We start from the raw sequence: 23,291 nt of genomic DNA, 5'->3' as shown, positions 1-23,291 counted from the left end.
GGAACGTCGCACTCAGGGCCGGGCTGGCCCTTCCCGACGTGGCCTAGCCACCGACAGGAGAAGCCCCCCGGATTCATCCGGGGGGAGGAGTCACCGAAGCGATGCGCGAGACCGGCCCGGCCGGGTCGTCGCGCAGCTGCTGGCGTCCGTGCGGGAAGCGGCGGCGGTCGGCGTCTCGTTGCGTGAACTCGACGAGGTGGGCCGGGGGTCCTCCGCGAGGCGGGCGCCGGGTCACCGTTCCTGAACCACCGGCCGCATTTCGCCCCCACCCCGTTTCCCGGCGTGATCTGCGGTCGGCGCACGCCGAGCACACGGTGGCGATCACCGACGACGGTCCGCGCATCCTGACCGCGTTGTGATCTACGGTACTTGCCGGAACGTCATGGCCGCCCGCTCGGCTTCACGACCATGGCCGACCCTCCGCCCCGGCGCACCTTCTCCGCAGCCGCCAGCCACCGTCCGTCCGGCAACCGCTGCACACCTGTCGTCGCCCCGATCTCGGGATTCAGCTTGAAGACATGCCCCAGCGACTCCAGTTCCGCCCGCACGGGGCTGTTCCACAGCCCCGGTTCGAGCTCCGTCGTCGCCGAGTTGCGCTGGCTGGCGCGCGGCGCCGCGATGGCGTCGACCAGCGGCAGCCCCCGGTCGACCTTGCCGATGAGCGACTGCAGCACGCTCGTGATGATCGTGGCGCCACCCGGTGAGCCCAGGGCCAGCACCGGCTCACCGTGCTTCAGCACGATCGTCGGCGACATGGACGAACGCGGACGCTTGCCCGGACCCGGCAGATTCGGGTCGTGGACCGCAGGATTGGCAGGCGCGAAAGAGAAGTCCGTCAGCTCGTTGTTGAGCAGATACCCACGCCCCGGAACGGTGATGCCGCTGCCACCGGTCTGCTCGATCGAGAGGGTGTACGCGACGACGTTGCCCCACTTGTCGGCGGTCGTCAGATGTGTGGTGTTCTCCCCCTCGTACGTCGTCGGGGCGGCCGTGCCGTCGGCCTTGCAGTCGGCCGGGTGGCCGGGGTCTCCCGGCGCCAGCGGGCTGGTCAGCACCGCGTCGTCCCTGATCAGGCATTCCCGCGAGTCGGCGAACCGCTGGCTGAGCAGCCCCTGCACCGGTACGTCCTCGAACGCGGGGTCGCCGACCCATCGCCCACGATCCGCGAACGCGATCCGGCTCGCCTCGATGTAGCGGTGCAGAAACTGCGCCTCACTCGCCTTCGAAAGGTCCGTGGACTCAAGGATGTTGAGCGCCTCGCCGACGCTCGTACCGCCGGACGAGGAGGGTGCCATGCCGTACACATCGAGGCCGCGGTAGCCGACCTTCGTCGGAGCCTGCCGCAGCACCTGGTAGGACAGCAGGTCCTTGGCCGTGAGGTCGCCGGGACGCACGACCCGGGTGGCCTTCGGGTCCACGGGCGGGTTGCGTACGGTCCGTACGACGTCGTCGGCCAACTCGCCCTTGTACAACTCGTCGATACCCTTGCGGCCCACCTGTTCGTATGTACGCGCCAGGTCTGGGTTCTTGAAGACGGAGCCGACCACCGGTAGTTGACCACCCGGCAGGAAGAGCTTCCTGGTCGCCGGGAAGTCGGCGAACCTTGCCTGATTCCCCTCGGTCTGCGAGCGGAACGTGCTGTCGACGACGAAGCCGTCCCTGGCGAGCCGCTCGGCCGGCTTCAGCACCTGCCGCAGCGGTTTGCTGCCCCAGGCGTCGAGCGCGGTGTCCCAGGTGGCCGGGGTGCCGGGGGTGCCCACGCTCAGTCCGCTGGTGACAGCGTCGGCGAAGTCGAGCGGTTTACCTTTCTCCAGGAACAGCGAGGAGTTCGCGCTGCGCGGTGCGGTCTCCCGGCCGTCGATCGTCTGCACGGTGCGCTTCTTGGCGTCGTAGTAGACGAAGTAGCCGCCACCGCCGAGACCTGACGAGTAGGGCTCGGTGACACCGAGCGCCGCCGCGGTCGCCACCGCGGCGTCCACCGCGTTGCCGCCCTTGCGGAGCACCTCGATACCGGCGGCCGAGGCATCCGCGTCGACGCTGGCGACGGCACCTCCGTACCCCACCGCGACAGGCGACTTGGGGGGTGGCGCGGTCGGTGGTGCGGACGTGGACGGTGCTGCTGCCCCGATCGTGACGGCAGCGGCGAGAGCAACGGGCAACGACACATTCCGGGCCACGGAACGTCGCATGCGCACCTCCAGTGAAGGATCGTCCGCCGCAGGGTATCGCCGCTCCGTCCACCACGTCAGGACCGCCGGGAAACGGAGGCCGCACGCTGCGGGCGGCAGGGCTCACGCCCGGCGCAGCCGCCCCCGGCCCGCCGCGATCATGGCAGTGATCTCCCGCAGCCGGAGCGGCCGTGCCAGCAGCGCGACCGTGAGCAGGAGCACGACAGCCCCCGCCCCCACAGCGGCGAAGTCCCCGGACCCCTCGCAGGTTCGAGCGGCCAAGTACCCCAGCAGCCCGGCGGGCACGCAAGCCACCACCAGCCGGAGCTGCGCCCACAGCCCCGGCGAACGCAGCAGCGAGGGCCGGGCGGCATCGCTGCCGGAGACTCTGCGGTGCAGCACATACGCGGTGACGGCGAAGCCCGCGAACAGCGCCACCGAGTACGCCCCGGCCATCCCGGTCACGGCCCAGCGGACCGGCAGCAGCAGATACGCGGCAACGGAGAGTCCGGCGTTGAGCGCCGCGATCACCAGATTGAGGAAGAACGGGGTACGGGTGTCACTCATCGCGTAGTACGCGCGAGAGAGCACGTACTGCCCGGAGTAGGCGATCAGCCCCGGCGCGAAGGCCATCAACATCCCCGCCATCACCGCAATGTCCGCGTCCCCGGTGCGCCCGTATCCGTACACGGCCCCCATCACCCACGGTGCCAGCGCGAACAGCAGGGCCACCGCGGGCACCACGACCGCGGCCGAGGTGCGCAGCGCGTACGAGACATCGCGCCGCACACCGGTCAGGTCGTTGTCGGCCGCCGCCCGGCTCATCCGGGGCATCAACGCGGTGACGAGCGAGACGGTCACGATGCCGTGCGGCACCACCCACAGCTGAAAGGCGTAGCTGTACGCGGTGTAGCCCACGCCGCCCGGCACATGCTGTTCCACGGCGTGCTGACCTGTGGCGGTGGCGAGCCGGGTGACCACCCAGTAGGCGATCTGGTTGGTCAGCACGAGCATGACGAGCCAGCCGGCCGCGCGCAGCGGCCGGGTGAGTCCGCTTCCGCGCCAGTCGAACCGGGGCCGCCAGCGGAACTTCGCGGCGCGCAGCGCGGGCACCAGGGCGAGCGTCTGCACCGCGATCCCTGCGGTGGTCCCCCAGCCGAGCCACTGGGCCTGCGCGGAGGTCAACGTACCGTCGGATCCTGCCGCGACGGCCAGATAGATCCCGAACACGGCCATGATCACCACGTTGTTGAGGACCGGGGTCCACATCATCGCGCCGAACCGGCCGCGGGCATTGAGTACTTGACCGAGGAGGGTGAACAGTCCGTAGAAGAGGATCTGCGGCAGGCAGTAGCGGGCCAGTGCGATGGTGAGATCGGCCTGTTCGCCGTGGTAGTCGGGGGCGTAGACCGAGACGATCCACGGGGCGCCGACGACCGTGAGCGCGGTGAGGGCGAGGAGCCCGATCGTGCAGATGGTGAGCAGCCGGTCGGTGTACGCGGCTCCGCCGTCGGCATGGTTCCTGGCTGCCCGCACCAACTCCGGGACGAAGACGGCGTCGAGCATCATCTTCCACTGCAGCGCGTTGCTGGGACGGACCTCGCGGCGGTGGTCGGCGGAGGCGCCGGTCTGCCGCACTACTGACACTGCGTCCAGGACCAAGCCGGCCCAGGAGGTGTGGGCAGCAGATGGGCGACCGGGCGCCCCCCCGTTGCGGGAGAGCGCCCGGCCGGACTGAGTGGTTTACCGGACGTCGTAGGCGCGGGTGATGGCCTGGGTGACCGCGTTGCCGTTGGCGTCGGTGAAGGTGGCCTTCAGCGTGACCTGCTTGCCGGAGGCGCCGGTGTGGTCGAGGACGGCCGTCCACTTGCCGTCCTGCTGCTCGGTCGGCGCCTGGGTCCAGGTGGTGCCGCCGTCGTAGGAGTAGGACAGCGAGGCCGCCGTGATCGCGGCCGGGGTGTATCCGGCGTGGCCCTCGACCGACAGGCCGACCTTGATGCCGCTCTGCGCGGGCAGGGTGTTCATGCCGTCCACCGGAAGGTCATACGCCGGGAAGAGGATCGGCAGGCCGCGGGAGTAGACGTCCGGCTCCAGGTGGGAGCGGAAGCTCCAGGTGGTGGTGACAGCGCTGGAGCGCAGCCAGTTCTTATCCGAAGTGTCAATCTTGAACAGGTTCTGGGTGAGCTCGTATGCGGAGTCCTCGTCCGGCACCTTGAACGCGGCATACGGCCAGGCGCTGGTGGCGATCTGCTCACCGTTGCGCTTCAGCCTCAGGTTGCCGATGTCGCCGAAGGACCCACCGTAGGACCAGTGGTCGCCGGAGCTGTCGACCCAGAACGCGGTCTGGATGCCGATCAGGTTGCCCTGCCGCTCGGCGGCCAGCATCAGATTGCCGTCGGCGTCGCGCGGCGCGGCCGGCCGCAGGGGGCCGCCGTACCACTCCTCGGCGCTCCGCTGTCCGGCCTGGTAGGTGCGGTCCTGGTCGCCCATGAACGCGGCGAACGGGAAGCTGCTCATCGCGCCGTGGTACCAGGCGTCGTCGCCGGTCGTGTAGTAGGCGGTGCGGGTGGCGGGCACGTGAACCTGGCCGAACGGGCTCACGGGGATGAAAGTGTTGCTGCTCCAGGAAGGACGGAGGAACATCGCGTCGATGTAGTCGGCCTCCTTGCCCATGGAGTTCCACGTCTCGGTGACCTGGGCCAGCTTCGAGTCCTTCGGCTGGTAGACCTGGTCGGAGTGCAGCGGCCCCTCGGCCGGGAACGACACGTTGTAGACGTACGGCGAGCCGTCCTCGGAACCGGTCGCGCGCCAGGTGGGCCGGAACTCGAAGGTGCCCTTCTGGGCGCGCCCGTCCACGTCTGCGTAGAACTTCTGGACAGTGCTGCCGGCCATGAGCGATCCGTTCAGCAGCCAGGTGTCATCCCACGTGCGGGCGTAGCTGAACGTGGTGTTGCTCACCTTCGAGGGCCGGTCGGTGCGCAGACTCAGCTGATGCGCCTTGCGGGCGTCGAGGACGACGGTGGCGTTCTCGGTGATCCGCAGCTGCGGGTTCGCGAGGTAGCTGATCGATTCGGGCGCGTTGTCCGCGTCATACGTCGTCACGAAACTGCTGATGGCATATTCGCCCGGGCGCACGCGGTACATCTGCTCGGTCTCGCCCTGGTTGTTGCGGCGCTCGCCCTTGTCGGTGTCGAGGCTGACGACGTCCAGCGAGGACGTGTAGCCACTAGCGGGCTTGCCGTTGCGGTCGATGACCTTGACCCGGAGGGTGACCGTCTCCGGCTCGACGTAGAGCGTGACGGGCACGGAGACGTGCACATCACCGCTGGTGGCGAGGATTCGGCCCGTGACGGCGCCATACTGGGCGGCCTTCAGATGGGCGGTGGGGTCAACCCTCAGCGGCACCTGGCCGGTGGCCCCCGCGGGGACCGTCACCTTGCCCTCGTCCAGCTTGAGGACGCCGGATTTGATGTCGCTGCCGTCATTGCCGTGCACACCGCTGACCTTCAGGTTCAGAGTCAGGTCGCTGCTGCCGGTGTTGGTGAAGGGCACCTGCACGGTGTCACGGTCCGACGCGTCCTGCGGCCAGGCGTAGTTGCCGGCCTGGACGGCGGGCGCGGAGAGCGTCTTCTGGTTCACCGCGGCGAACACGTCAAGTACCCCACCACCGGTCTGGTCGGCGCCGGCGACCTTGCCGCTGGTGCGGGAGGAGGAGACCAGGGCGGCCTTGACCTGCTGCGCGGTCCAGTCCGGGTGCGCCTGGCGGACGACAGCCGCAGCGCCCGCGACATGCGGGGTGGCCATGGAGGTGCCCGACATCGACCGGTAGGCATAGACGCCGCGGCCGCCCGCACTGGCCGCCGAGATGCCGACGCCGGGGGCGGCGATCTCGGGCTTGAGGGTGTGGGTGACCGCTACGGGCCCCCGGCTGGAGAACCACGCGGTGCTGTCATCGCGGTCGACGGCACCGACGGTCAGCACGCCGGGCACACACCCGGGCGAGGAGACGGTCTCGATGCCCGACCCCATATTGCCGGCGGCGATGACGAACAGGGTGTGCGTGTTCTTCGACAGCTCCTGCGTGGCCTGGGCCATCGGGTCGGTGCAGTCGCCGACATCGGAGCTGCCGAGGCTCATGGAGACGACATCGGCCTTCTGGTCGACGGCCCACTGCATACCCGAGATGATCCAGGACGCCTGGCCGTAACCGTAGTCGCTGAGGACCTTGCCGATGAGCAGGTCCGTCCCGGGGGCGACGCCCTTCTTCTTGCCGTCACTGGCCGCTCCCGACCCGCCGACCGTGGACGCGGTGTGGGTGCCGTGCCCCTGCCGGTCGTTGACGCTCGGGGAGTCGGTGAAGTTCTTGGACGCGGCGACCCGGCCCGCCAGGTCCGGGTGCTCGGCGTCCACGCCCGTGTCCAGCACGGCGACCTTGGTGCCCTTGCCGTCGTAGCCGGCCGCCCAGGCCTCCGGCGCGTGCACCTGCACGGTGGACCGGTCCAGTGTGGTCTCGACCTTGCCGTCCAGCCACAGCTTCTTCAGGGTGGAGGCAGAGCGTGAGCGGCTGTTGGTGACGTCCTGCCAGAAGGTGGCGGCAGCGTCCTTGTCGGCCTTGAGTGCGACACCGCCCACAGCCGGGAGACTCAGACCACGCTCGGCCCCGCGAGGGGCCGCCGGCGCGCTGCCGGTAATGTTCACACCGTTCTGGTATGTGGCTATGAGCGGCAGCGTGTCGGTGTGTGTGTCGTCGTATCCCTGACGGATGAGCCCAGTGACATTGAACAGTTGCTCGTCGACCTTGCCCTCGGCGATCGCCTGGGAGGCCTCCTCCGGGTAGACGTAGAGGTCCTTACCCATCTGATAGGTTTGGGCCATCGGTTGAGTGCCGTCCTCGCGGGGCAGCACGGCCGCCGAGCTGCGGCCCGAGGCGTCCGTGGTCACCAGCACCTTGTCACCGGTGACGAGCGTGACCGTCACCTGCTTGCCGCTCTGGGCCTTGCTCTTTTCGCTGCCGATGACGGGTCTCTTCCCTGAGGCACCATCAGGCGGCGTATCCGCCGCCCCGGAAGGCGTGACCGCTGTGACAGCCAGGACGGCGGCGGTCGCTGCGCCTAAGGCTATACGCGTTATGGGACGCATGAGTCTCCCTACGTGACGCCGTGGACATGCCATGCTGCGGCCGCATCCTGGCAGACATACGGATCACGTAGGGATGCCGCGCGTGGCGGGTTTCCCGCGTGACGGGTTTCCGTCACGCGGTCAGGCGATCCTGGAGCAGGCGGACGCTTCGTCACCCATGCCGGTATGGGCGGCTGCGGCGAAGGCTTATCCACAGCTGTCCGAGGGCTCCGCCGAGCTCGCCGTCCGCCAAGGTGGTGAGCGGACGGGTTTCACCGCGTGAATGCTTGCCGGCTGTGCAGCCCGAGTTCGTCCCACCCACACGCTGACCGCCTCGTCTCCAAGAGTTCGCGACAGCGGCGTTCAGCTTGGGATCACCCAGCTCGGCGCCCAGGTCCCGGCGGCGTCGTGGCCGGCCATTGTGGCGGCGAGGTGGGCGCGGAGAGTGGCCAGCGCTGGGTGGAGGTTGTCGCGGTGCCAGAGGAGCGAGTGCGGGTAAACGGGCGTCGGGTCGGTCACCGGGATGCGGCGCAGGCCGTGACCGGTGGGCCAGACGAGGCGGGTCTGCGCGCCCATGAAGGTGGCCAGGGCCGGGGTGTCGGCGACGGTGTCGAGGAGCGCGTCGGAGCCGAAGTTGGGGCCGGTCGCCTCGATGGTGAGGCCAAACTCGGCGACGAGGTCGTCGTAGTAGGCGGCCCACTCGGTACCGGGGACGATGCCGGGCATCCAGATCCGGTGCCCGGCGAGCTGAGCGACGGTCACCGACCGGGCGCGCGACAGCGCGTGGGCGGGGCCGGTGAGGAGTTGGAGCGGCTCGTCGAGCACCTGGACGGACTCGACGTCCTCGGGAAGGGGCCGGCCGGGCATGGCGACGGCGCGGAAGGACGCGTCGATCGCACCGGACCGAATGGCGGCGACGGCCGTCTCGATGTCGAACAGCCACAGCACGTCGAGCTCGATCTCGGGGTGCGCGCGGTGGAAGTCGCGCATCAGGCCCGACGCCGCGCCGCGCGAGTTGATCACGTCGACGCGCAGCGGACGGCGGCCGGTGCGCACGGACGCGACCGCGCGCTCGGCGACGCGCACCAGCTCGCGCGCGTGGGGCAGGAACGCCTGCCCGTCGATGGTGAGCTCGGCGCCGCGCGCGGTGCGGGTGAACAGCCGCACGCCGAGGTTGCGCTCCAGCGCGGCGATGCGCTTGGAGACTGCCTGCTGGGTGACCGCCAGCTCGGCGGCGGCCACCTGGAACTGTCCCGCGTCGGCGGCGGCGACGAAGGTGCGGACGGTGTCGAGGTCCATCCCGATACCCTATGGGCACAACTGTTGGTTGTGACCGACGGCTCTGCGGTTGTTTGATCCCTGGGTCTGGTGCTCGCTTTGATACTTCCGATCGCGGATCGGTTGTGCGGGTGAGTGGCGAGGGGCGTCGGGCATGAGGAGCGGGCACCGGCTGGGACATCTGCTCGGGCATCGGCTGGGGCGGCGGTTCGGGTGGCTCTGGGGAGCGTACGGGACCAGCGCGCTCGGCACCTGGCTCGCCTTCGGCGCGTTCCCGCTGATCGCCATCCAGGTGCTGCACGCCGGACCGGCCGAGGTCGCCGCGCTCTCCTCCGTAGGGTCGGCGGTGGGCGCGGCCGTGGCGGTGCCGCTCGGCCCTTGGGTGGAGTTCCGCCGCAAGCAGCCCGTGCTGATCGCGATGGACCTGGTGCGGTTCGCGGCGCTGCTGACGATCCCCGCCGCGTTCGCGCTCGGCGTGCTCACCTTCCTTCAGCTCCTGCTGGTCTCGGTCGTCGTCGCGGCGGCCGACATCACCTTCCGCTCCGCCTCCGGCGCGTACCTGAAGACGCTGCTGCCGGCCGAGGACCTGCTTGTCGCCAACGCCCGGTTCGAGTCCACGGCCTGGACGACCTCGATCATCGGACCGCCGCTGGGCGGCGCGGCGATCGGGCTCCTCGGTCCGGTGGCAACGGTGGTCGCCGACGCGGTCAGCTACCTTCTCTCGGCCCTGGGCATCCGCGCGATGGGCGGGCACGAGCCGCGGCCCGAGCGCCGGGAGGCCGCGCGCATGCGGGCCGGGGACCTGCTCGACGGCTGGCGGTACATCCTCGCCGACGCGACGCTGCGTCCGCTGTTCTTCAACACAGCCTTGTTCAACGGCCTGGTGATGGCCGCCCAGCCACTGCTAGCCGTCCTGATGCTCGGCCGACTCGGGTTCGCACCGTGGCAGTACGGCCTCGCCTTCGCCGCGCCCGCGATCGGCGGGCTGCTCGGTTCGCGGCTGGCCCGACCGCTCGTCACCCGGTTCGGGCAGCACCACGTCCTGGTCGTGGCCGGAACGCTGCGCGCGATCTGGCCCGTCGGCCTGGCCTTCCTGGGGCCGGGCACCGAAGGGCTGCTGCTGGTCATCGGCGTCGAACTCGGGCTCATCTTCTGCTGTGGGGTCTTCAACCCGGTCTGCGCCACCTACCGCCTCGAGCACACCGCGACCGACCGGATCGCCCGCACACTGACCGCCTGGGCGGTGACGACCAAAGCCTCGACCGCGCTCCTGACGGCCGTCTGGGGCGTACTGGGCGGCCTGCTCGGCCCGCGTACAGCCATCGGCCTTGCCGGCGTGCTCCTGCTGGCGACCCCGCTACTGCTCCCCCGCCGTGCGGCAGCTCCTCTCTCCGAGCCGGAGCCGGCACCGAGCCGCGCCTGACGGGCCGCCACGGCCGTCGCCTCGGTGGCCGGGACCTCCACCAGATCGGCGACGTACTTCACTGCGGCCGACGGGCCGACGGGGCCTTTTCCAGCCATACCCCCACACGTCACGACCAGCTATCACGCCCACCCGGTCACCACCGTCTGCCGAACGTCGCCCTGTCGCACCTGGTGAACAGTCTCAAGGGCGTCTCCTCGCGCTACCTGCGCGCCGAGTTCACCGGCCGCGTAAACCGGGCCACCCTGCACGGACGCATCTGGTCCGGCTCCTACTTCGTTGGATCCTGCGCCGGCGCACCGCTCCAAGTAGTCAAGGACTACATCGAGAACCAGAAACGCCCCACCTGAACATGGCAGCATTCCGGAGCGACGCTGCGGCGCTCCGCGCCGCAGGGCTCAGGATCGGATTCCCTCCCCGCCTGAAGGCGGGGATTCCCTCCGAAGAAAGGGATGGCGCAGTGGAACAGCTTCATCTGGCCGCTGCTCATGCTCAACCCCGAGGAGAAATACACCGAGGTCGTCGACTCATACGCGTCCGGAGAGCTGACCGGCCACCCCGCCGTCACCCGCCACCCCTGCGGCACCGGAACGGCGTGGTACGCGAGCGCCCACCTCGGCGACGGCATCGCAGCCCTGCTCGACGACGCGCTGCGCGCCGCGGGCGTACGCCCCGTGCTCGACGTCCCCGGCGGAGTCGAAGCGACCATCCGCTGTGGCGCGGAGGCCACATACCTCTTCGTCCTCAACCACAACGACCACCACACGCGGACCCCACTGAGCGGCCCCTACGCGTTCGGCGGCACCGACCTGCTCACCGGGGCCTGTGGCCGCGACCACGTCGACCTCGGCCCGCTCGGCGCCGCCGTCCTGCGCATCGCCACCACCGATTCCCTGGGAGAGACCCACACGTGACCGGACACCGTCCCCTGAGTGCCCTCACCGCACTCCTCCTCGCCTGTGGCACCCTCGCCGTGCCGCAGACGGCCTCCGCCCACGGGCGCCCGATGCCACCACCGCCCTCGTACGCCGACGTCCTCGACCTGCACGGCACTCCCACCGCCGCCCTGCCCGGCGACGACGAGGACAACAACCCCGTCACCGTCTTCGCCGACCAGGGCGCCTGGCACGCCTACGCCCTGCCGAACACCGGTGACAAGGACGCGTACGGAGGCTTCTCCGGGCCCCTCTACATCGCACAGGAATACCCGTGGTGGCTCAGCAAGTCCTTCAGTCGTATCCGCCTCACCGAACACGGCCACCCCCTGGACCTGGCCGGGGGAGGCGAGCCCCGCTACACCTCGCTCCCAGGCCGGCTCCTCCACTCGTACGACCTCGGCCGTGGCCTGCGCCTGACCCTCGAACTCCGCTTCGCCACCGACCGCAGCGCCCTGGTGCGGGCCGAGGTCCGCAATACCGGCCCGGCGCCCCGCACCCTGGGCGCCGACTGGACGGGCAGCCTGCTGCGGCCCGCCGACCGTCCGATGCGCGACGCGCCCTCGCTGACCGCCACCGGCTGCGGTGTCGGCGTCGACTTCGCGAAGGTCCGCGAGACCTGGGACTACCTCACCGACGGCACGGAACGCTTCGAGGTCACGCACAAGGACGCCGTCCGCACGACGGTGGACGGCGACACGTACCGCACCGAGACCGCAAGACCGGTGACCCTCGCGCCGGGCCGCTCGCACAGCTTCGACTGGACCGAGTCCTACACCTTCACCGCCGCCGAGCGTGCGAAGGAGAAGACGAAGGTCCGTGACGTCCTCGCCCACCCCGATGCCGTCGTCTCCTCCTCCGACGCGCGCTGGCGGGGCTATGTCGCCGGGGTGACCCAGGGCGTGCCGACGGACCGGCGGCGCACGGCCGTGAAGTCGCTGGAGACGCTCGTCACCAACTGGCGTGGCGCGGCAGGGCAGATCAAACACGACGGGATCACACCGTCGATCTCCTACAAGTGGTTCACCGGTGGCATCTGGGCCTGGGACACCTGGAAGCAGGCCGTGGGCACGGCACGCTTCGCGCCCGACCTCGCCGAGTCGCAGATCCGCGCCGTGTTCGACTGGCAGGTGGACCCGGACTCCATAACCCGCCCGCAGGATGCAGGGATGGTCCCCGACGTCATCTTCTACAACGACCCCTCGCGCGGCGGCGGCAACTGGAACGAGCGCAACTCCAAGCCCCCACTGGCCGCCTGGGCAGTCTGGGAGGTGTACGCAAAGACCGGAGACAAGGCCTTCCTGCGCGAGATGTACCCGAAACTCGCCGCCTACCAAGCCTGGTGGTACCGCAACCGCGACCACGACCACAACGGGCTCGCCGAGTACGGCGCCACCGTGGACCCCGCCAACAACTCGCCCGAGGAGCGACGCCTTGCCGCGGCCTGGGAGAGCGGCATGGACAACGCGCCCCGCTTCGACGCCGCCCTCGGCACCGACATCATCGCCAACCACGCGGCCGACGGAACGCTCCTCGGCTACTCCCTCAACCAGGAGTCCGTCGACCTGAACTCCTATCTCGCCGCCGACCAGGGCTACTTGGCGCGCATCGCCGGCGCGATGGGCGGCGGCGCCGACGCCAAGCGGTGGAAGCAGCGGTCCGCCGCCACGTCCGCCGCCGTCAGCACGAAGATGTACAGCCCAGCGGACGGCTGGTTCCATGACACCGCGCTGGACACCGGCGCTCCGCTCACCGCCCGCGGACGCGGCATCGAAGGCGCGGTCCCGCTGTGGATCGGCGCAGCGTCCGAGACGCAGGCCCGTGCCGTGCGCGACAATCTGACGGACCCGAAGGAGTTCGCCACCACCGTCCCGTTCCCGACCGTGGCGAAGAGCTCCCCCTACTTCTCGCCGACCGCGTACTGGCGCGGCCCCGTCTGGCTCGACCAGGCCTACTTCGCCCTCGGCGGCCTGCGCCGCTACGGCTACGGCAAGGACGCGGACGCTCTGACGGACCAGCTTCTCACCCGAGCGTCGGGCCTCGCGCGCAACGGACCGATCATGGAGAACTACGACCCGACTACTGGCGGGCCGCTCAATTCGCCCAACTTCAGCTGGTCCGCGGCGCTGCTGCTGCCGATGCTGTCAGGAGAGGAGTAGTTCCGCGGCAGTAGGAGGCAGGCGGGCGCAGTTCGCCGCACACGCGGCGCCGCTTCTCGGGGACCGCTTCGCGACGGTCCCCGGCTACGGCGCTTCCGGCAGCAGCGTTCCTGGTTCGGCCGGTGCGACTTCCACGGCCTTCGTCTTCGGGCTGCGCCGCTCCTGCTTGGCCACCCAGGTCGCGAACCAGGAGAGCAGCATGCACATCCCGATATAGATCGGCGAGATAACCATCACCACAGGGATGAAGGGGAGATCGTAGTCGAGGTTGGACGCGATGAGCTTGCCCGCGTGGAGGAACTCCTCGTAGGTGATCAGATAGCCGAGCGAGGTGTCCTTCAGCGCCACCACCAGCTGGCTGATGATCGTGGGCAGCATGGCACGCACCGCCTGCGGGGCCAGTACGAACGTGGTGACCTGCGTCTTGCGCATCCCCAGGGCGTACGCGGCCTCGCGCTGGCCGCGCTCCACCGAGTTGATCCCGGTACGGAACACCTCGGCGAGCACCGAACCGTTGTACAGGGTCAGACCGGTGACCAGCGCGGGCAGCGGCTGCACCTTCAACGCCACGAAGATGAAGAAGATCATCACCAGTACGGGCATGGCCCTGAAGAACTCGACCAGCAGCGTCGAGAGCCAGCGCACGACCCGGTGGTCGGAGAGCCGACCGACGGCGAGCACCGCCCCGAGTGTGAGGGAGAGCACCGCGGCGATCCCGAACGCCTTGAGCGTGTTGGCCAGTCCGCGCAGGAGGAGTTCCTGAATGCCCTTGTACGTGAAGGGTGTCCATTTGACGCTGGTGAACTGCTCGGTGTCGAAGAGCAGATGGATGACCCAGGCGACCAGGGCGAGGATCAGGGCCGTCGAGACGATTCCGTACAAGCGATGGCGTTTGCGGGTGACCGGGCCAGGGATGTCGTAGAGCGCGGTGGGGGACGGCGCGGTGCGGATGGTCATCGGGCGACTCCCCAGCGCTTCTCCAGCACGGTGAAGAGCGCACTGATGGACAGGGTGATGATCAGGTAGCCGACGGCGATCCAGACGAAAGTCCAGATGATGCTGTAGCCCAGCTCGTTGAGCGTCTTGTAGGTGCCGAGCAGCTCGGTGACGCTGAACGCCCCGGCGATCGCCGAGTTCTTGGCGAGGGCGATCAGTGTGGAGCCGATCGGCGGGATCACCGAACGGAACGCCTGCGGCAGCACGATGGTGCTCAGCGTCTGACCGAACGTCATGCCGAGGCTGCGGGCCGCCTCGCCCTGCCCCCTCGGCACGGTGTTGATGCCGGAGCGCAGCACCTCGCAGATGAACGCGGAGGTGTAGCAGCCGAGCGCGAGGACCGCGAAGACCTGGAAGGGAAGTACCAGGCCGAAACGCGGCAGTCCGAGCAGGACGGCGAAGAAGAGCAGCGTCAGCGGGGTGTTGCGCAGCACCGTCACCCAGACCGTGCCGAGCGCCCGGAGCGAGCCGACCGGCGCCACCCGGAAGGAGGCCATGACGAAGCCGAGGAGCAGGGCCAGGACCGAGGAGTAGACGGTCAGCTCGACCGTGCCGAGGAAGCCCTTGCCGTAGAGCGAGAAGTTCTCTGTGAGTACGTCCATGGCCGGCCCGACCTCTCAGCTCGCCGGGTAGCGGTCGATGGGCGGCGGAGTCGGTGCGGGCGCACCGGACAGACCGAGGGTGGCCTCGAACGCCTTCTTCCAGTTGCCGTTCTTCTCGTTCGCCTCCAGGGCGTCGTCGAGGGCGAACCGCAACGCGTTGTCGCTGCGCGGAACGCCGATGCCGTACGGCTCCTCGGAGAACGGCTTGCCCACCACCTTCAGCGCCTTGGGCGCCTTGGCGGCGAAGCCCAGCAGGATCGCGTCGTCGGTGGTGACGGCGTCGACCTGGTACGTCAGCAGGTTGTCGACGCAGATCGCGTATGTGTCGTAGGCGACCAGGATCGCCTTCGGGTAGTCGGCGGCGATGCGCTGGTACGGGGTCGAGCCGGCCGCCGAGCAGACCGTCCGGCCGGCCAGGTCCTGCGGGCCGTTGATGTCGTGCTCGTCGGTGCGGACGAGCAGCGACTGCCCGGCCATGAAGTAGGGCCCGGCGAAGCCGACGAGCTTCTTCCGCATGTCGTTGATGGTGTAGGTGCCGACGTAGTAGTCGATCTGGCCGTTCTGAAGCGCCGTCTCGCGGTTGGCGGAGGCGATGGTCTTGAAGCGGATCGTCTTCGGGGCGAAGCCGAGCGAGGCCGACATCATCCCGGCGATCTCGATGTCGAAGCCGGAGTAGACACCGGTGGCCGGGTCCTTCTCGCCCAGATAGGGCTGGTCCTCCTTGGCTCCGACCCGGAGGTATCCGCGCTTCTTCGCCTTCTTCCAGGTCGGTGATTCGGGCAGCCGGAAGCTGGTGTCGACTTCGTACACGGGCAGCTGCTCGGGCTTCGGGCCCTTCACCGGCGGACTGCCCTCCTTGCCGCAACCGGCGGCGAGCACGGCCAGCAGAAGACCGGCGCAGGCGGCCAGAACTCTTCTCGTACGCAACGCGCTGCTCCCCGTCAGTGCTTGAGGATCTTGGACAGGAAGTCCTTGGCGCGGTCACTCTCCGGAGCGGTGAAGAACGCCTCGGGAGTGCGGTCCTCGACGACGCGGCCGTCGGCCATGAAGACCACGCGGTTGGCGGCGGAGCGGGCGAAGCCCATCTCGTGTGTGACGACGACCATGGTCATGCCGTCCCGGGCGAGCTGCTGCATGACCTCGAGCACCTCGTTGATCATCTCCGGGTCGAGTGCCGAGGTGGGCTCGTCGAAGAGCAGCGCCTTGGGATCCATGGCGAGGGCGCGCGCGATGGCCACCCGCTGCTGCTGGCCACCGGAGAGCTGGGCGGGGAACTTGTCGGCCTGCGAGGCGAGACCGACCCGCTCCAGCAGCTCGCGGGAGCGCCGGTCGGCCTCGTCCTTCTTCCGCTTGCGGACCTTGAGCTGGGCGAGCGAGACATTGGCCAGCACAGTCTTGTGCGCGAACAGGTTGAACGACTGGAAGACCATGCCCACTTCAGCCCGGAGCTGGGCCAGTCCCTTCCCCTCCTCGGGAAGAGGCCTGCCGTCGATCACGATGTGACCTGACTCGATCGTCTCCAGCCGGTTGATGGTGCGGCAGAGCGTTGATTTACCGGAGCCGGAGGGACCGATGACCACCACCACCTCCCCGCGACCGACGGTGAGGTTGATGTCCCACAGTACGTGCAACTGTCCATAGAACTTGTTGACGTCCCGCAGCTCGATCAACGGATTGACGGCCATACGCTGCCCCACCCACTTGTCGCTATGTCGAGGTCAGCCGCAAACTATCCAGCCCAAAAATGGACTTAACATCCGACACGCACAAATGAGACATAAGGCGTTTTATGTGGTCCGGCGAAGGCTCTACCCCTCGGCCGACTCCGCGTAGACCTGCGAGAGCTCGGGGCTGCCCGCCATCGCCCAGTCCAGCCCGGCCTCGACCACATCGATCTCCCGCCCCGAGGCAAGCCGGACCAATGGCTGCCCGCTCGGCCAGATGTTCCAGACCGCACCGGGGACGTTGCGCACCAGGACCGTGCCCAGGTACAGCCCCGCGTCGTTGCCCAGCCAGGGCAGTTCCTCGGGGTCGTCGCGCCAGCGCGGCGGCAGCTGGTCGAGAGCCGCCAACGAGGCCGGGCTGTCGTCGAGTTCGAGCCCCCGCTGCCCCGCCCGGACACGCAGCAGCTCGCACTCGGCGAGGAGCTCGGCCACGCCCTCGGGATCAGCCGTGACGGCGGCTGAGAGCCCCGCCCCTCGCGTACCGTCGTGACGCTTACGCCAAGTGCCCAGGAAGGGGATGTTCATACCACTCAGGGTCGCATCCCTGGCGTGATACGCACCACAGGGCGCGCGGCCTGTCGTTCGGCTGATGAACCGGACGCGAGCACCCCGGCCGCGCGCACCGCCCGCAACCGCCCGGGCAACACAGTCTCGGTCCCCCTTCCCGGCCGCCGGACGCGGCCGGGCGGAGTTCCGCACGCCGCACCAGGCGTCCCGAAACGTGCCGGTGACCCAGTGCTCCGGTCATCCGGCGGAAAATTGGTGGAAGCGAGGACATCCGAGCTGGTAGCTTCGCGATCATGTCCAGCCCCGAGTCCGACAGAGACTAGCCACTGGTCCGCCGGTGGCTGATCCGCTGTCGAGGTGATCCCGCACGGCCGAGTACCGGTCGTGAAATCGCTGTCGCCTGGCTGCCGCCGCAGGACCACCGCAGTGTGGGCCGCGTCTTCCCTTTATGCGCTCGTGCGCAGATTCTCCGGCTCCGGCGCCTACCGAGCTGTCGACTCCCGTCCATGAAGACCCCGGATGTTCTTCCGTGTTGCCACTCGTCATGACGGGTGGGCGCGGTCCACACCCCCTGCCTGGTCCATCCATCAGCCGTCCATGGGGTTCCTTCATGCCATTTGCTGTCTACGCGCTCGGGCTCGCCGTCTTCGCCCAGGGCACATCCGAATTCATGCTGTCCGGTCTGGTCTCGGACATCGCCGCCGACCTCCACGTATCCATTCCGGCCGCGGGGCTGCTCACCTCGGCCTTCGCGATCGGGATGGTCGTCGGGGCGCCGTTGATGGCGCTCTTCAGCCGGAACTGGCCGCGCCGCGGTGCCCTGTTGTTCTTCCTCGGTGCCTTCGGCGCCGTCCATGTCATCGGCGCACTCACCCCCAGCTACGGGGTGCTTCTCGCGACGCGGGTCGTCGGGGCGCTGGCGAATGCCGGTTTCTGGGCCGTGGCCCTGGTGACCGCGGTCTCCATGGTCGGCCCCGAGGCCCGGGCGCGCGCCACGTCCGTGGTGGTCGGGGGCGTCACCATCGCCTGTGTGGCCGGGGTGCCCGCCGGTGCGGCGCTGGGCGGGCACTGGGGGTGGAGGTCGGCATTCTGGGCTGTGGCCCTTGTCTCCGTACCGGCTGTCGTCGTGATCGCCAGGACGATTCCGGGGGCACGGCCGGAGTCCACCCCCGCACCCGCACGCGACGAGCTGAGGGCCCTGGCCCGTCCACGACTGCTGCTGACCCTGATGACGAGCGCCCTCGTGCAAGGGGCGACGTTCTGCGCGTTCTCCTACTTCGAGCCGCTCGCAACCCATGTCACCGGACTCGGTGCCGCCTGGGTACCCGCTCTGCTCGCGCTGTTCGGCCTGGGCTCGTTCGTCGGGGTCACCGTCGCGGGCCGGCTCGTCGACGCACGGCCCCTCGCCCTCACCACGGCCGGCCTCGTCTCGCTCGCCGTCGGCTGGACCGGGTTCGCGCTGAGCGCGGAAAGCCCGTTCGCCACGATCATGCTCGTCTTCGTCCAGGGGATGCTCGCCTTCGGCACCGGGACGGCGCTGATCTCGTGGGTGTTCCGGCTGGCGGCCGACGCACCGACCCTGGCCGGCTCGTTCGCCACGTCCGCGTTCAATGTGGGCGGCGCGCTCGGCCCCTGGTTCGGCGGTCTCGCGATCGACGCGGGGTTCGGCTTCCGTGCCCCGCTGTGGGTGAGCGCACTCCTGATGGTCCTGGCACTGGGCACCGCCGGGGCGGCACTTGAGATGCGCCGGGCCGCCGACCGGAGCCGCGACGGAATTCCTGTGGTCTGACCGGCCGTGGATGATGCCCCGCCCGGCGCTGAACGGGCGGGGCTGTCCTGGTCACAGCAAGCAGCCAGCAAGCGGGATAAGGACATCGACCACCGTATCGGCGACCACTGACAACGACGGCCGGCGTTCGAGGCGTCAGAGGTCGAGGTCCACGACCACCGGGGCGTGGTCCGACGCGCCCTTGCCCTTGCGCTCCTCGCGGTCCACATAGCTGTCCTTGACCGCCGCGGCAAAGGGCGCGTTGCCGTAGACGAGGTCGATCCGCATGCCCTTGTTCTTCGGGAAGCGCAGCTCCCGGTAGTCCCAGAAGGTGTAGGGGCGGTCGTACTTGAGCGGGCGCGGCATGACGTCGGACAGCCCCTCCTGGCGCAGTGCGGCGAGGGCGGCGCGCTCGGCGGGGGTGACGTGGGTCGCGCCCTCGAACAGCGCCGGATCCCAGACGTCCTCGTCGGTCGGGGCCACGTTGAAGTCGCCCAGGACCGCGAAGGGCTGCGAGCCCGCGGCGTCCGCGGCAACGGCCTTCTGCAGGGCCTCGAACCAGCGCAGCTTGTACGCGTAGTGCGCGTGCTCGATCTCGCGGCCGTTGGGCACGTACACCGACCAGACGCGGACCGGGCCACAGGTCGCGGAGATCGCCCGGGGCTCCTGCACCCCCTCGTACTCGGGACCTTCGGGCAGTCCCTGGACGACATCGGACAGGCCGGCCCGGGAGACCAGCGCGACGCCGTTCCACCGGCCGGTGGCGTTGACGGCGGACTCGTAGCCGAGTTCGCGGAGCTCGTCCGCCGGGAACTGTTCGGCTGTGCACTTGGTCTCCTGGATGCACACCACATCCGTGCCGGTGCTCTCCAGCCAGGCCAGCAGCCTCGGGAGCCGAGCGGTGATCGAATTGACGTTCCAGGTGGCGATGCGCATGTACGTAAACCTAGCGGCTCCCACCGACAGTCGCCGGATCGGCGGTCACAGGACGGTCGAATCCCCAGGGGTCAGCCGGCCGTGGTCGGTGCCGCCGAGGCTGCCGATCTGGGTGTCGTAGATCGGGCGGGCGAGATCCGTGAGCAGGGCGTCGTGGATGTCGATGGCGCGGCGTGGTTCGACCTCGCGGACGTAGTCGATGACCTCGGAGATCTTGTTCCAGGGCGCCATCACCGGGAGCATCAGCGTGTCGACCGGCTGCTCGGGGACGGTGAGCGCGTCGCCCGGGTGGAAGAGCGAGCCGTCCACCAGGAAGCCGATGTTGGTGATCCGCGGAATGTCCGGGTGGATCACCGCGTGCAGCTCGCCGTGCACCTGTACGTCGAAGCCCGCCGCGGAGAAGGTGTCGCCGTGGCCGACGGTGTGGACACGGCCCGGGAAGGCCGCGGAGAGCTGGTCGGCGACGGCGCGCAGGGTCCAGATCTCGGCGGCCGGGTTGGCCTCCATGCCTGCGCGCAGCCGCCCCTCGTTGAAATGGTCGAGGTGCTCGTGCGTCACCAGCAACGCGTCGGCGCCGACGGCGGCGTCCTGCTCCGAGAAGCCGCCCGGGTCGATGACGAGCGTCCGCCCGTCCTTCTCCAGACGGATGCAGGAGTGCGTCTTCTTGGTCAGTGTCAGGTGCACGGGGTTCACGGCGTTCATGAGCCCCATCCTGCTACGGGCGGGGCGTCGTTTCTTCCTGAATCACGGTCTGGGCGATCGAGAAGGCGGCGCTCGCGGCCGGTACGCCGCAGTACACGGCGGTCTGCATCAGCACCTCCTTGATCTCGGCCGGGGTGAGACCGTTGCGCAATGCGGCCCTGACATGGGCGGCCAGGCTCTCCGGACGGCCGGAGGCGACCAGCGCGGTGAGCGTGACACAGCTGCGGGTGCGGCGGTCCAGGCCCTCCCGGGCCCAGACCTCTCCCCAGGCATAGCGCGTGACCAGTTCCTGGAAGTCGTCGGTGAAGTCGTCGGAGGCGGCCATGGTCCGTTCCACATGGGTGTCGCCCAGCACCTCGCGGCGTATCTTCATGCCGGGTTCGTACGGGTCGGCGCGTCCGGTGGTCCCGGTCTCGGGCTGCGGTGGGGCGGCGGTGATCTCCGCGACGGGCAGCACAGGGGCAGAGAGCTGCGGGCCGTGGGGCGGGACGGGGATGGCGGCGAGGGTGTCCTGCCAGGCCGTGGAGAAGTGGGTGAGGAGCAGATCGGTGACGGCTCCGGGCTGCTCGACCGGGGCGAGGTGGGAGGCGCCGGGGACAAGGGCGAGCCGGGCGTCCGGTATGCCCGCGACCAGGGTGCGGGCGTCGCCCGGTCCGGTGACCCGGTCCTCGGCGCCGACCAGGACGAGGGTCGGCGCGGTAATGCGGCCGAGTTCGCCGCGGATGTCGAAGGCGGCGAGGGCTTCGCAGGCGGCGATGTAGCAGCCGGGATCGGTGGCGCGGACCATCTGGACAGCCCAATCGACGATGGCGGGCTGCGCGGCGGCGAAGCCGGGGGTGAACCAGCGCTCCGGTGCGGTGCGGGCCATCGGCTCCAGGCCATTGGTACGGACCACCACCCCGCGCTGGCGGAACTCGTCGGCGCTGCCGAACCGGGGCGAGGCGGCGACCAGGGCCAGCGACGCGACCCGGTGCGGATGGCGCAGCGCGAGGTCGGCGCCGATCGCGCCGCCGATGGAGCAGCCCGCGTACCCGAAGCGCTGGACGCCGAGGCCGTCGAGGGTGGCGAGCAGCCGGTCGGAGAGTTCACTGACGGCTGTCGCGGGGTGGGCGGGAGCGCCGCCGTGGCCGGGGAGGTCGAAGCGGAAGACTCTCCAGTGCTGGGTGAGCTCCGGTATCTGCCGGTCCCACATGTGCCATGTGGTACCGAGGAAGGGACCCAGCACAAGGACCGGTGCGTCTTCTGGCCCGTCAAAGCGGTATTGCAGGGTGTTCGGTGGTGTCTCGCTCACCCGTCTGACCCTCTCATCTCTCACGGGATCTCACATGACCGGGTCGAACCTAGCGGTTTTTGTTCCTCTCGCTACGACAGGTGCGGCACTGTCGGAACCCCCGAAGGTCCGGGTACGAGTTCGCCGGCGTGTACTCGTGACCGTGGCGACAGCGGGTCCTACGAGCGCTTTCGACCTCCATGGCGGGCGCTGGTTCACAGGAGATGCTGGCGCGCGTGACCCCGCTGTGTCGTGTCGTCTACACCCGTGGCGGGTTGCCCGCGGACGTCCTGTCGCAGGTGAACAGCGATCGCAGGCGACCAGCCAGGCGGCGGCACCGAGAGCCGGTACTGCCGAGCCATTGGCTTCTATGGATCGATGAGCCGGGCGGCACGGTGCTGCACGACGCGTGCAGCACCGTTCGTGCGTTCTGAGCAGTACATCGTTCCTCTGGAGGGAAAGCCGCTGGCGGGAATTCCGTACGAGCTTTCGGGTCGTCTGTCCCGGCCGCCGTCTTGTGGGCCATACGGGTCATCGAGTGCCGCCGTTCGATGGATGGCGGCGGTCAGGTCCGATGCGGCTGTCGCTCGGCTGGGACACCTTCCTTGCGGGCGTACCGGGGGTACGCCCCGGTACGAAGAGGAACCCGGTGTCGTGCGGGCTCCGAACCGCTTGCCCCTAGTTCACCCGGGTGGTTGCAGGAAGGACCCTCGACATGTCTGATCCCGTTGCCCTCATCACGGGCGCGCTTACCGGCATCGGCCGCGCCACCGCCTTCGCTTACGCCCGTCAAGGCGTGAACCTTGTGGTCTCCGGCCGCCACGAGGACGTGGGCGAGCAGCTTGTCGGGGAGCTGGCCGAACTCGGCGCCCCGGTCGAGTTCGTGCGTGCCGACGTCCGCTCCGAAGTCGATGTGAAGGACCTCGTCGACCGTGCGGTGGCGCGGTTCGGGCGGATCGATGTCGCCTTCAACAACGCCGGCACCGAGGGAACACCCGCCCCGGTCACCGAGGTGACCGACGAGGCTTACCAGGCCACCTTCGACACCAACGTCAAGGGAACGCTGCTGTGCCTGAAGCATGAGTTCCGGGTCATGAGGGAACAGGGCGGCGGCAGCATTGTCAACGTCAGCTCCAACTTCGGCCTGATGGGTTATCCCGGGGCGACCTTGTACGTCGGGAGCAAGCACGCCGTCGTCGGCATCACCAAGGCGGCCGCACTCGAAGGGGCCGCTCACGGCATCCGGGTCAACGCGGTCGCGCCCGGCTACACCCGGACTGCTATGTACGAGCGGTTCACCGGCGACGACACGGCTCGTGCCGCGGTCGATTCGGTACTGCCCATGCACCGGGCGGGTACCCCGGAGGAGATCGCCGAGGCCGTCCAGTTCCTGGGTTCGGACAGGGCGAGCTACATCACCGGGCACATCCTCGTGGCCGACGGTGGCCTCATGGCGGGCGGCCCCCTGTTCCCGAGCTCGTGAATCGCGAGGTCGGCGCAGGCCGTGTCGGCCTCGGCGGCGGCGCCTGCTGACCCAATCACTAACCTGCCGCCCGCCAGACACCCTCAACCTCTCCCACGGCTATGGCGTGGAAAGACACCTCATGCGGCTAAGCCTCGATCCACCGAGTGACCCGCGTCCTGTGGATAAGGAATCAAGAAGAGGTGCCTGCTGACCTGCGATGATGGGAGTTCTGACGCTTCC

At 69.3% G+C, this 23,291-nt stretch carries 18 protein-coding genes and 2 pseudogenes; 8 read left to right on the top strand and 12 right to left on the bottom strand.

Features of this window, described 5'->3' with window-relative positions; all coding sequences use genetic code 11:
- Positions 1–100: 100 nt before the first annotated feature.
- Positions 101–291, top strand: a pseudogene (locus ABT115_RS29705) (type I methionyl aminopeptidase); the annotation flags it as partial.
- Between the two features lie 89 nt (positions 292–380).
- Here the strand turns inward: ABT115_RS29705 and ggt are convergent.
- From ggt to ABT115_RS29690, 3 genes are all read right to left on the bottom strand, one after another.
- Entirely contained in the window at positions 381–2,189 is a 1,809-nt protein-coding gene (gene ggt / locus ABT115_RS29700; protein WP_351796234.1) for a gamma-glutamyltransferase, read from the bottom strand.
- A gap of 102 nt (positions 2,190–2,291) precedes the next feature.
- A complete protein-coding gene (gene murJ / locus ABT115_RS29695; protein WP_351796240.1) occupies positions 2,292–3,749 on the bottom strand; it encodes a murein biosynthesis integral membrane protein MurJ in 1,458 nt (485 codons plus the stop codon).
- 162 nt (positions 3,750–3,911) lie between these two features.
- Positions 3,912–7,307, bottom strand: a complete 3,396-nt coding sequence (locus ABT115_RS29690) for a S8 family serine peptidase (protein ID WP_351796231.1) — start codon at positions 7,305–7,307, stop codon at positions 3,912–3,914.
- An 82-nt stretch (positions 7,308–7,389) separates the two neighbouring features.
- On the opposite strand from ABT115_RS29690, the gene ABT115_RS29685 reads away from it, so the two are divergent.
- Positions 7,390–7,569, top strand: coding sequence for a hypothetical protein (locus ABT115_RS29685; RefSeq protein WP_351796228.1), 180 nt, complete (start codon positions 7,390–7,392; stop codon positions 7,567–7,569).
- A gap of 80 nt (positions 7,570–7,649) precedes the next feature.
- Here the strand turns inward: ABT115_RS29685 and ABT115_RS29680 are convergent, their stop codons facing one another.
- Positions 7,650–8,585, bottom strand: coding sequence for a LysR family transcriptional regulator (locus ABT115_RS29680; RefSeq protein WP_351796225.1), 936 nt, complete (start codon positions 8,583–8,585; stop codon positions 7,650–7,652).
- Between the two features lie 133 nt (positions 8,586–8,718).
- Here ABT115_RS29680 and ABT115_RS29675 point away from each other — a divergent pair, with 133 nt between their 5' ends.
- The 4 genes and pseudogenes from ABT115_RS29675 (at position 8,719) to ABT115_RS29660 (ending at position 13,081) form a co-directional block, all read left to right on the top strand.
- Positions 8,719–9,987, top strand: coding sequence for an MFS transporter (locus ABT115_RS29675; RefSeq protein WP_351796222.1), 1,269 nt, complete (start codon positions 8,719–8,721; stop codon positions 9,985–9,987).
- 149 nt (positions 9,988–10,136) lie between these two features.
- Positions 10,137–10,337 (top strand): annotated as a pseudogene (locus tag ABT115_RS29670) (IS200/IS605 family transposase); the annotation flags it as partial.
- A gap of 102 nt (positions 10,338–10,439) precedes the next feature.
- Positions 10,440–10,901 carry a Beta-galactosidase C-terminal domain gene (locus ABT115_RS29665; protein WP_351796219.1) on the top strand — a complete coding sequence of 154 codons (462 nt, stop codon included), beginning with the start codon at positions 10,440–10,442 and terminating at the stop codon, positions 10,899–10,901.
- Positions 10,898–13,081 (top strand): MGH1-like glycoside hydrolase domain-containing protein, encoded by a 2,184-nt coding sequence (locus tag ABT115_RS29660; RefSeq protein ID WP_351796217.1) that lies wholly within the window; start codon positions 10,898–10,900, stop codon positions 13,079–13,081. The genes ABT115_RS29665 and ABT115_RS29660 overlap by 4 nt, the downstream gene beginning before the upstream one ends.
- A gap of 84 nt (positions 13,082–13,165) precedes the next feature.
- On the opposite strand, the gene ABT115_RS29655 is transcribed toward ABT115_RS29660, so the two are convergent.
- From ABT115_RS29655 to ABT115_RS29635, 5 genes are all read right to left on the bottom strand, one after another.
- Positions 13,166–14,038 (bottom strand): amino acid ABC transporter permease, encoded by an 873-nt coding sequence (locus ABT115_RS29655; RefSeq protein WP_351796214.1) that lies wholly within the window; start codon positions 14,036–14,038, stop codon positions 13,166–13,168.
- Positions 14,035–14,679: an amino acid ABC transporter permease gene (locus tag ABT115_RS29650; protein ID WP_351796211.1), complete on the bottom strand. Its 645-nt coding sequence runs from the start codon at positions 14,677–14,679 to the stop codon at positions 14,035–14,037. Before ABT115_RS29650 ends, ABT115_RS29655 begins: the two co-directional genes overlap by 4 nt.
- Positions 14,680–14,694: 15 nt before the next feature.
- The gene (locus tag ABT115_RS29645) at positions 14,695–15,606 is read right to left on the bottom strand and encodes a glutamate ABC transporter substrate-binding protein (protein WP_351796208.1); all 912 of its coding nucleotides are present in this window, start codon (positions 15,604–15,606) and stop codon (positions 14,695–14,697) included.
- 14 nt (positions 15,607–15,620) lie between these two features.
- Positions 15,621–16,364: an amino acid ABC transporter ATP-binding protein gene (locus tag ABT115_RS29640; RefSeq protein ID WP_351796237.1), complete on the bottom strand. Its 744-nt coding sequence runs from the start codon at positions 16,362–16,364 to the stop codon at positions 15,621–15,623.
- Between the two features lie 123 nt (positions 16,365–16,487).
- Positions 16,488–16,928, bottom strand: a complete 441-nt coding sequence (locus ABT115_RS29635; RefSeq protein ID WP_351796205.1) for a DUF6278 family protein — start codon at positions 16,926–16,928, stop codon at positions 16,488–16,490.
- A gap of 592 nt (positions 16,929–17,520) precedes the next feature.
- Between ABT115_RS29635 and ABT115_RS29630 the strand changes: the two genes are divergently transcribed.
- Positions 17,521–18,699: a Cmx/CmrA family chloramphenicol efflux MFS transporter gene (locus tag ABT115_RS29630; RefSeq protein WP_351796202.1), complete on the top strand. Its 1,179-nt coding sequence runs from the start codon at positions 17,521–17,523 to the stop codon at positions 18,697–18,699.
- A 135-nt stretch (positions 18,700–18,834) separates the two neighbouring features.
- Here the strand turns inward: ABT115_RS29630 and ABT115_RS29625 are convergent, their stop codons facing one another.
- Genes ABT115_RS29625 through pcaDC form a run of 3 tightly spaced genes read right to left on the bottom strand, consistent with a single transcriptional unit; the run spans position 18,835 to position 21,607 of the window.
- Complete coding sequence (locus ABT115_RS29625; protein WP_351796199.1) at positions 18,835–19,614, bottom strand: exodeoxyribonuclease III; 780 nt, start codon at positions 19,612–19,614, stop codon at positions 18,835–18,837.
- Positions 19,615–19,659: 45 nt separating this feature from the next.
- A complete protein-coding gene (locus tag ABT115_RS29620) occupies positions 19,660–20,316 on the bottom strand; it encodes an MBL fold metallo-hydrolase (RefSeq protein ID WP_351796197.1) in 657 nt (218 codons plus the stop codon).
- Between the two features lie 13 nt (positions 20,317–20,329).
- Complete coding sequence (pcaDC, locus tag ABT115_RS29615) at positions 20,330–21,607, bottom strand: bifunctional 3-oxoadipate enol-lactonase/4-carboxymuconolactone decarboxylase PcaDC (RefSeq protein WP_351796194.1); 1,278 nt, start codon at positions 21,605–21,607, stop codon at positions 20,330–20,332.
- Between the two features lie 694 nt (positions 21,608–22,301).
- Here pcaDC and ABT115_RS29610 point away from each other — a divergent pair.
- A complete protein-coding gene (locus ABT115_RS29610) occupies positions 22,302–23,069 on the top strand; it encodes an SDR family NAD(P)-dependent oxidoreductase (RefSeq protein ID WP_351796191.1) in 768 nt (255 codons plus the stop codon).
- Positions 23,070–23,291 lie beyond the last annotated feature (222 nt).

Source organism: Streptomyces sp. NPDC001832 (genome assembly GCF_040297265.1).
Classification (GTDB): domain Bacteria; phylum Actinomycetota; class Actinomycetes; order Streptomycetales; family Streptomycetaceae; genus Streptomyces.
Note: the sequence above shows the minus strand (reverse complement) of the source record. Positions and strands in the feature narration are given on the sequence as shown.

Coding starts and splice junctions, on each gene's coding strand:
- ggt (WP_351796234.1), bottom strand. CDS start 2,189: ATGCGACGTTCCGTGGCCCGGAATGTGTCGTTGCCCGTTGCTCTCGCC.
- ABT115_RS29690 (WP_351796231.1), bottom strand. CDS start 7,307: ATGCGTCCCATAACGCGTATAGCCTTAGGCGCAGCGACCGCCGCCGTC.
- ABT115_RS29680 (WP_351796225.1), bottom strand. CDS start 8,585: ATGGACCTCGACACCGTCCGCACCTTCGTCGCCGCCGCCGACGCGGGA.
- ABT115_RS29675 (WP_351796222.1), top strand. CDS start 8,719: ATGAGGAGCGGGCACCGGCTGGGACATCTGCTCGGGCATCGGCTGGGG.
- ABT115_RS29665 (WP_351796219.1), top strand. CDS start 10,440: ATGGCGCAGTGGAACAGCTTCATCTGGCCGCTGCTCATGCTCAACCCC.
- ABT115_RS29655 (WP_351796214.1), bottom strand. CDS start 14,038: ATGACCATCCGCACCGCGCCGTCCCCCACCGCGCTCTACGACATCCCT.
- ABT115_RS29650 (WP_351796211.1), bottom strand. CDS start 14,679: ATGGACGTACTCACAGAGAACTTCTCGCTCTACGGCAAGGGCTTCCTC.
- ABT115_RS29640 (WP_351796237.1), bottom strand. CDS start 16,364: ATGGCCGTCAATCCGTTGATCGAGCTGCGGGACGTCAACAAGTTCTAT.
- ABT115_RS29635 (WP_351796205.1), bottom strand. CDS start 16,928: ATGAACATCCCCTTCCTGGGCACTTGGCGTAAGCGTCACGACGGTACG.
- ABT115_RS29630 (WP_351796202.1), top strand. CDS start 17,521: ATGCCATTTGCTGTCTACGCGCTCGGGCTCGCCGTCTTCGCCCAGGGC.
- ABT115_RS29625 (WP_351796199.1), bottom strand. CDS start 19,614: ATGCGCATCGCCACCTGGAACGTCAATTCGATCACCGCTCGGCTCCCG.
- ABT115_RS29620 (WP_351796197.1), bottom strand. CDS start 20,316: ATGAACGCCGTGAACCCCGTGCACCTGACACTGACCAAGAAGACGCAC.
- ABT115_RS29610 (WP_351796191.1), top strand. CDS start 22,302: ATGTCTGATCCCGTTGCCCTCATCACGGGCGCGCTTACCGGCATCGGC.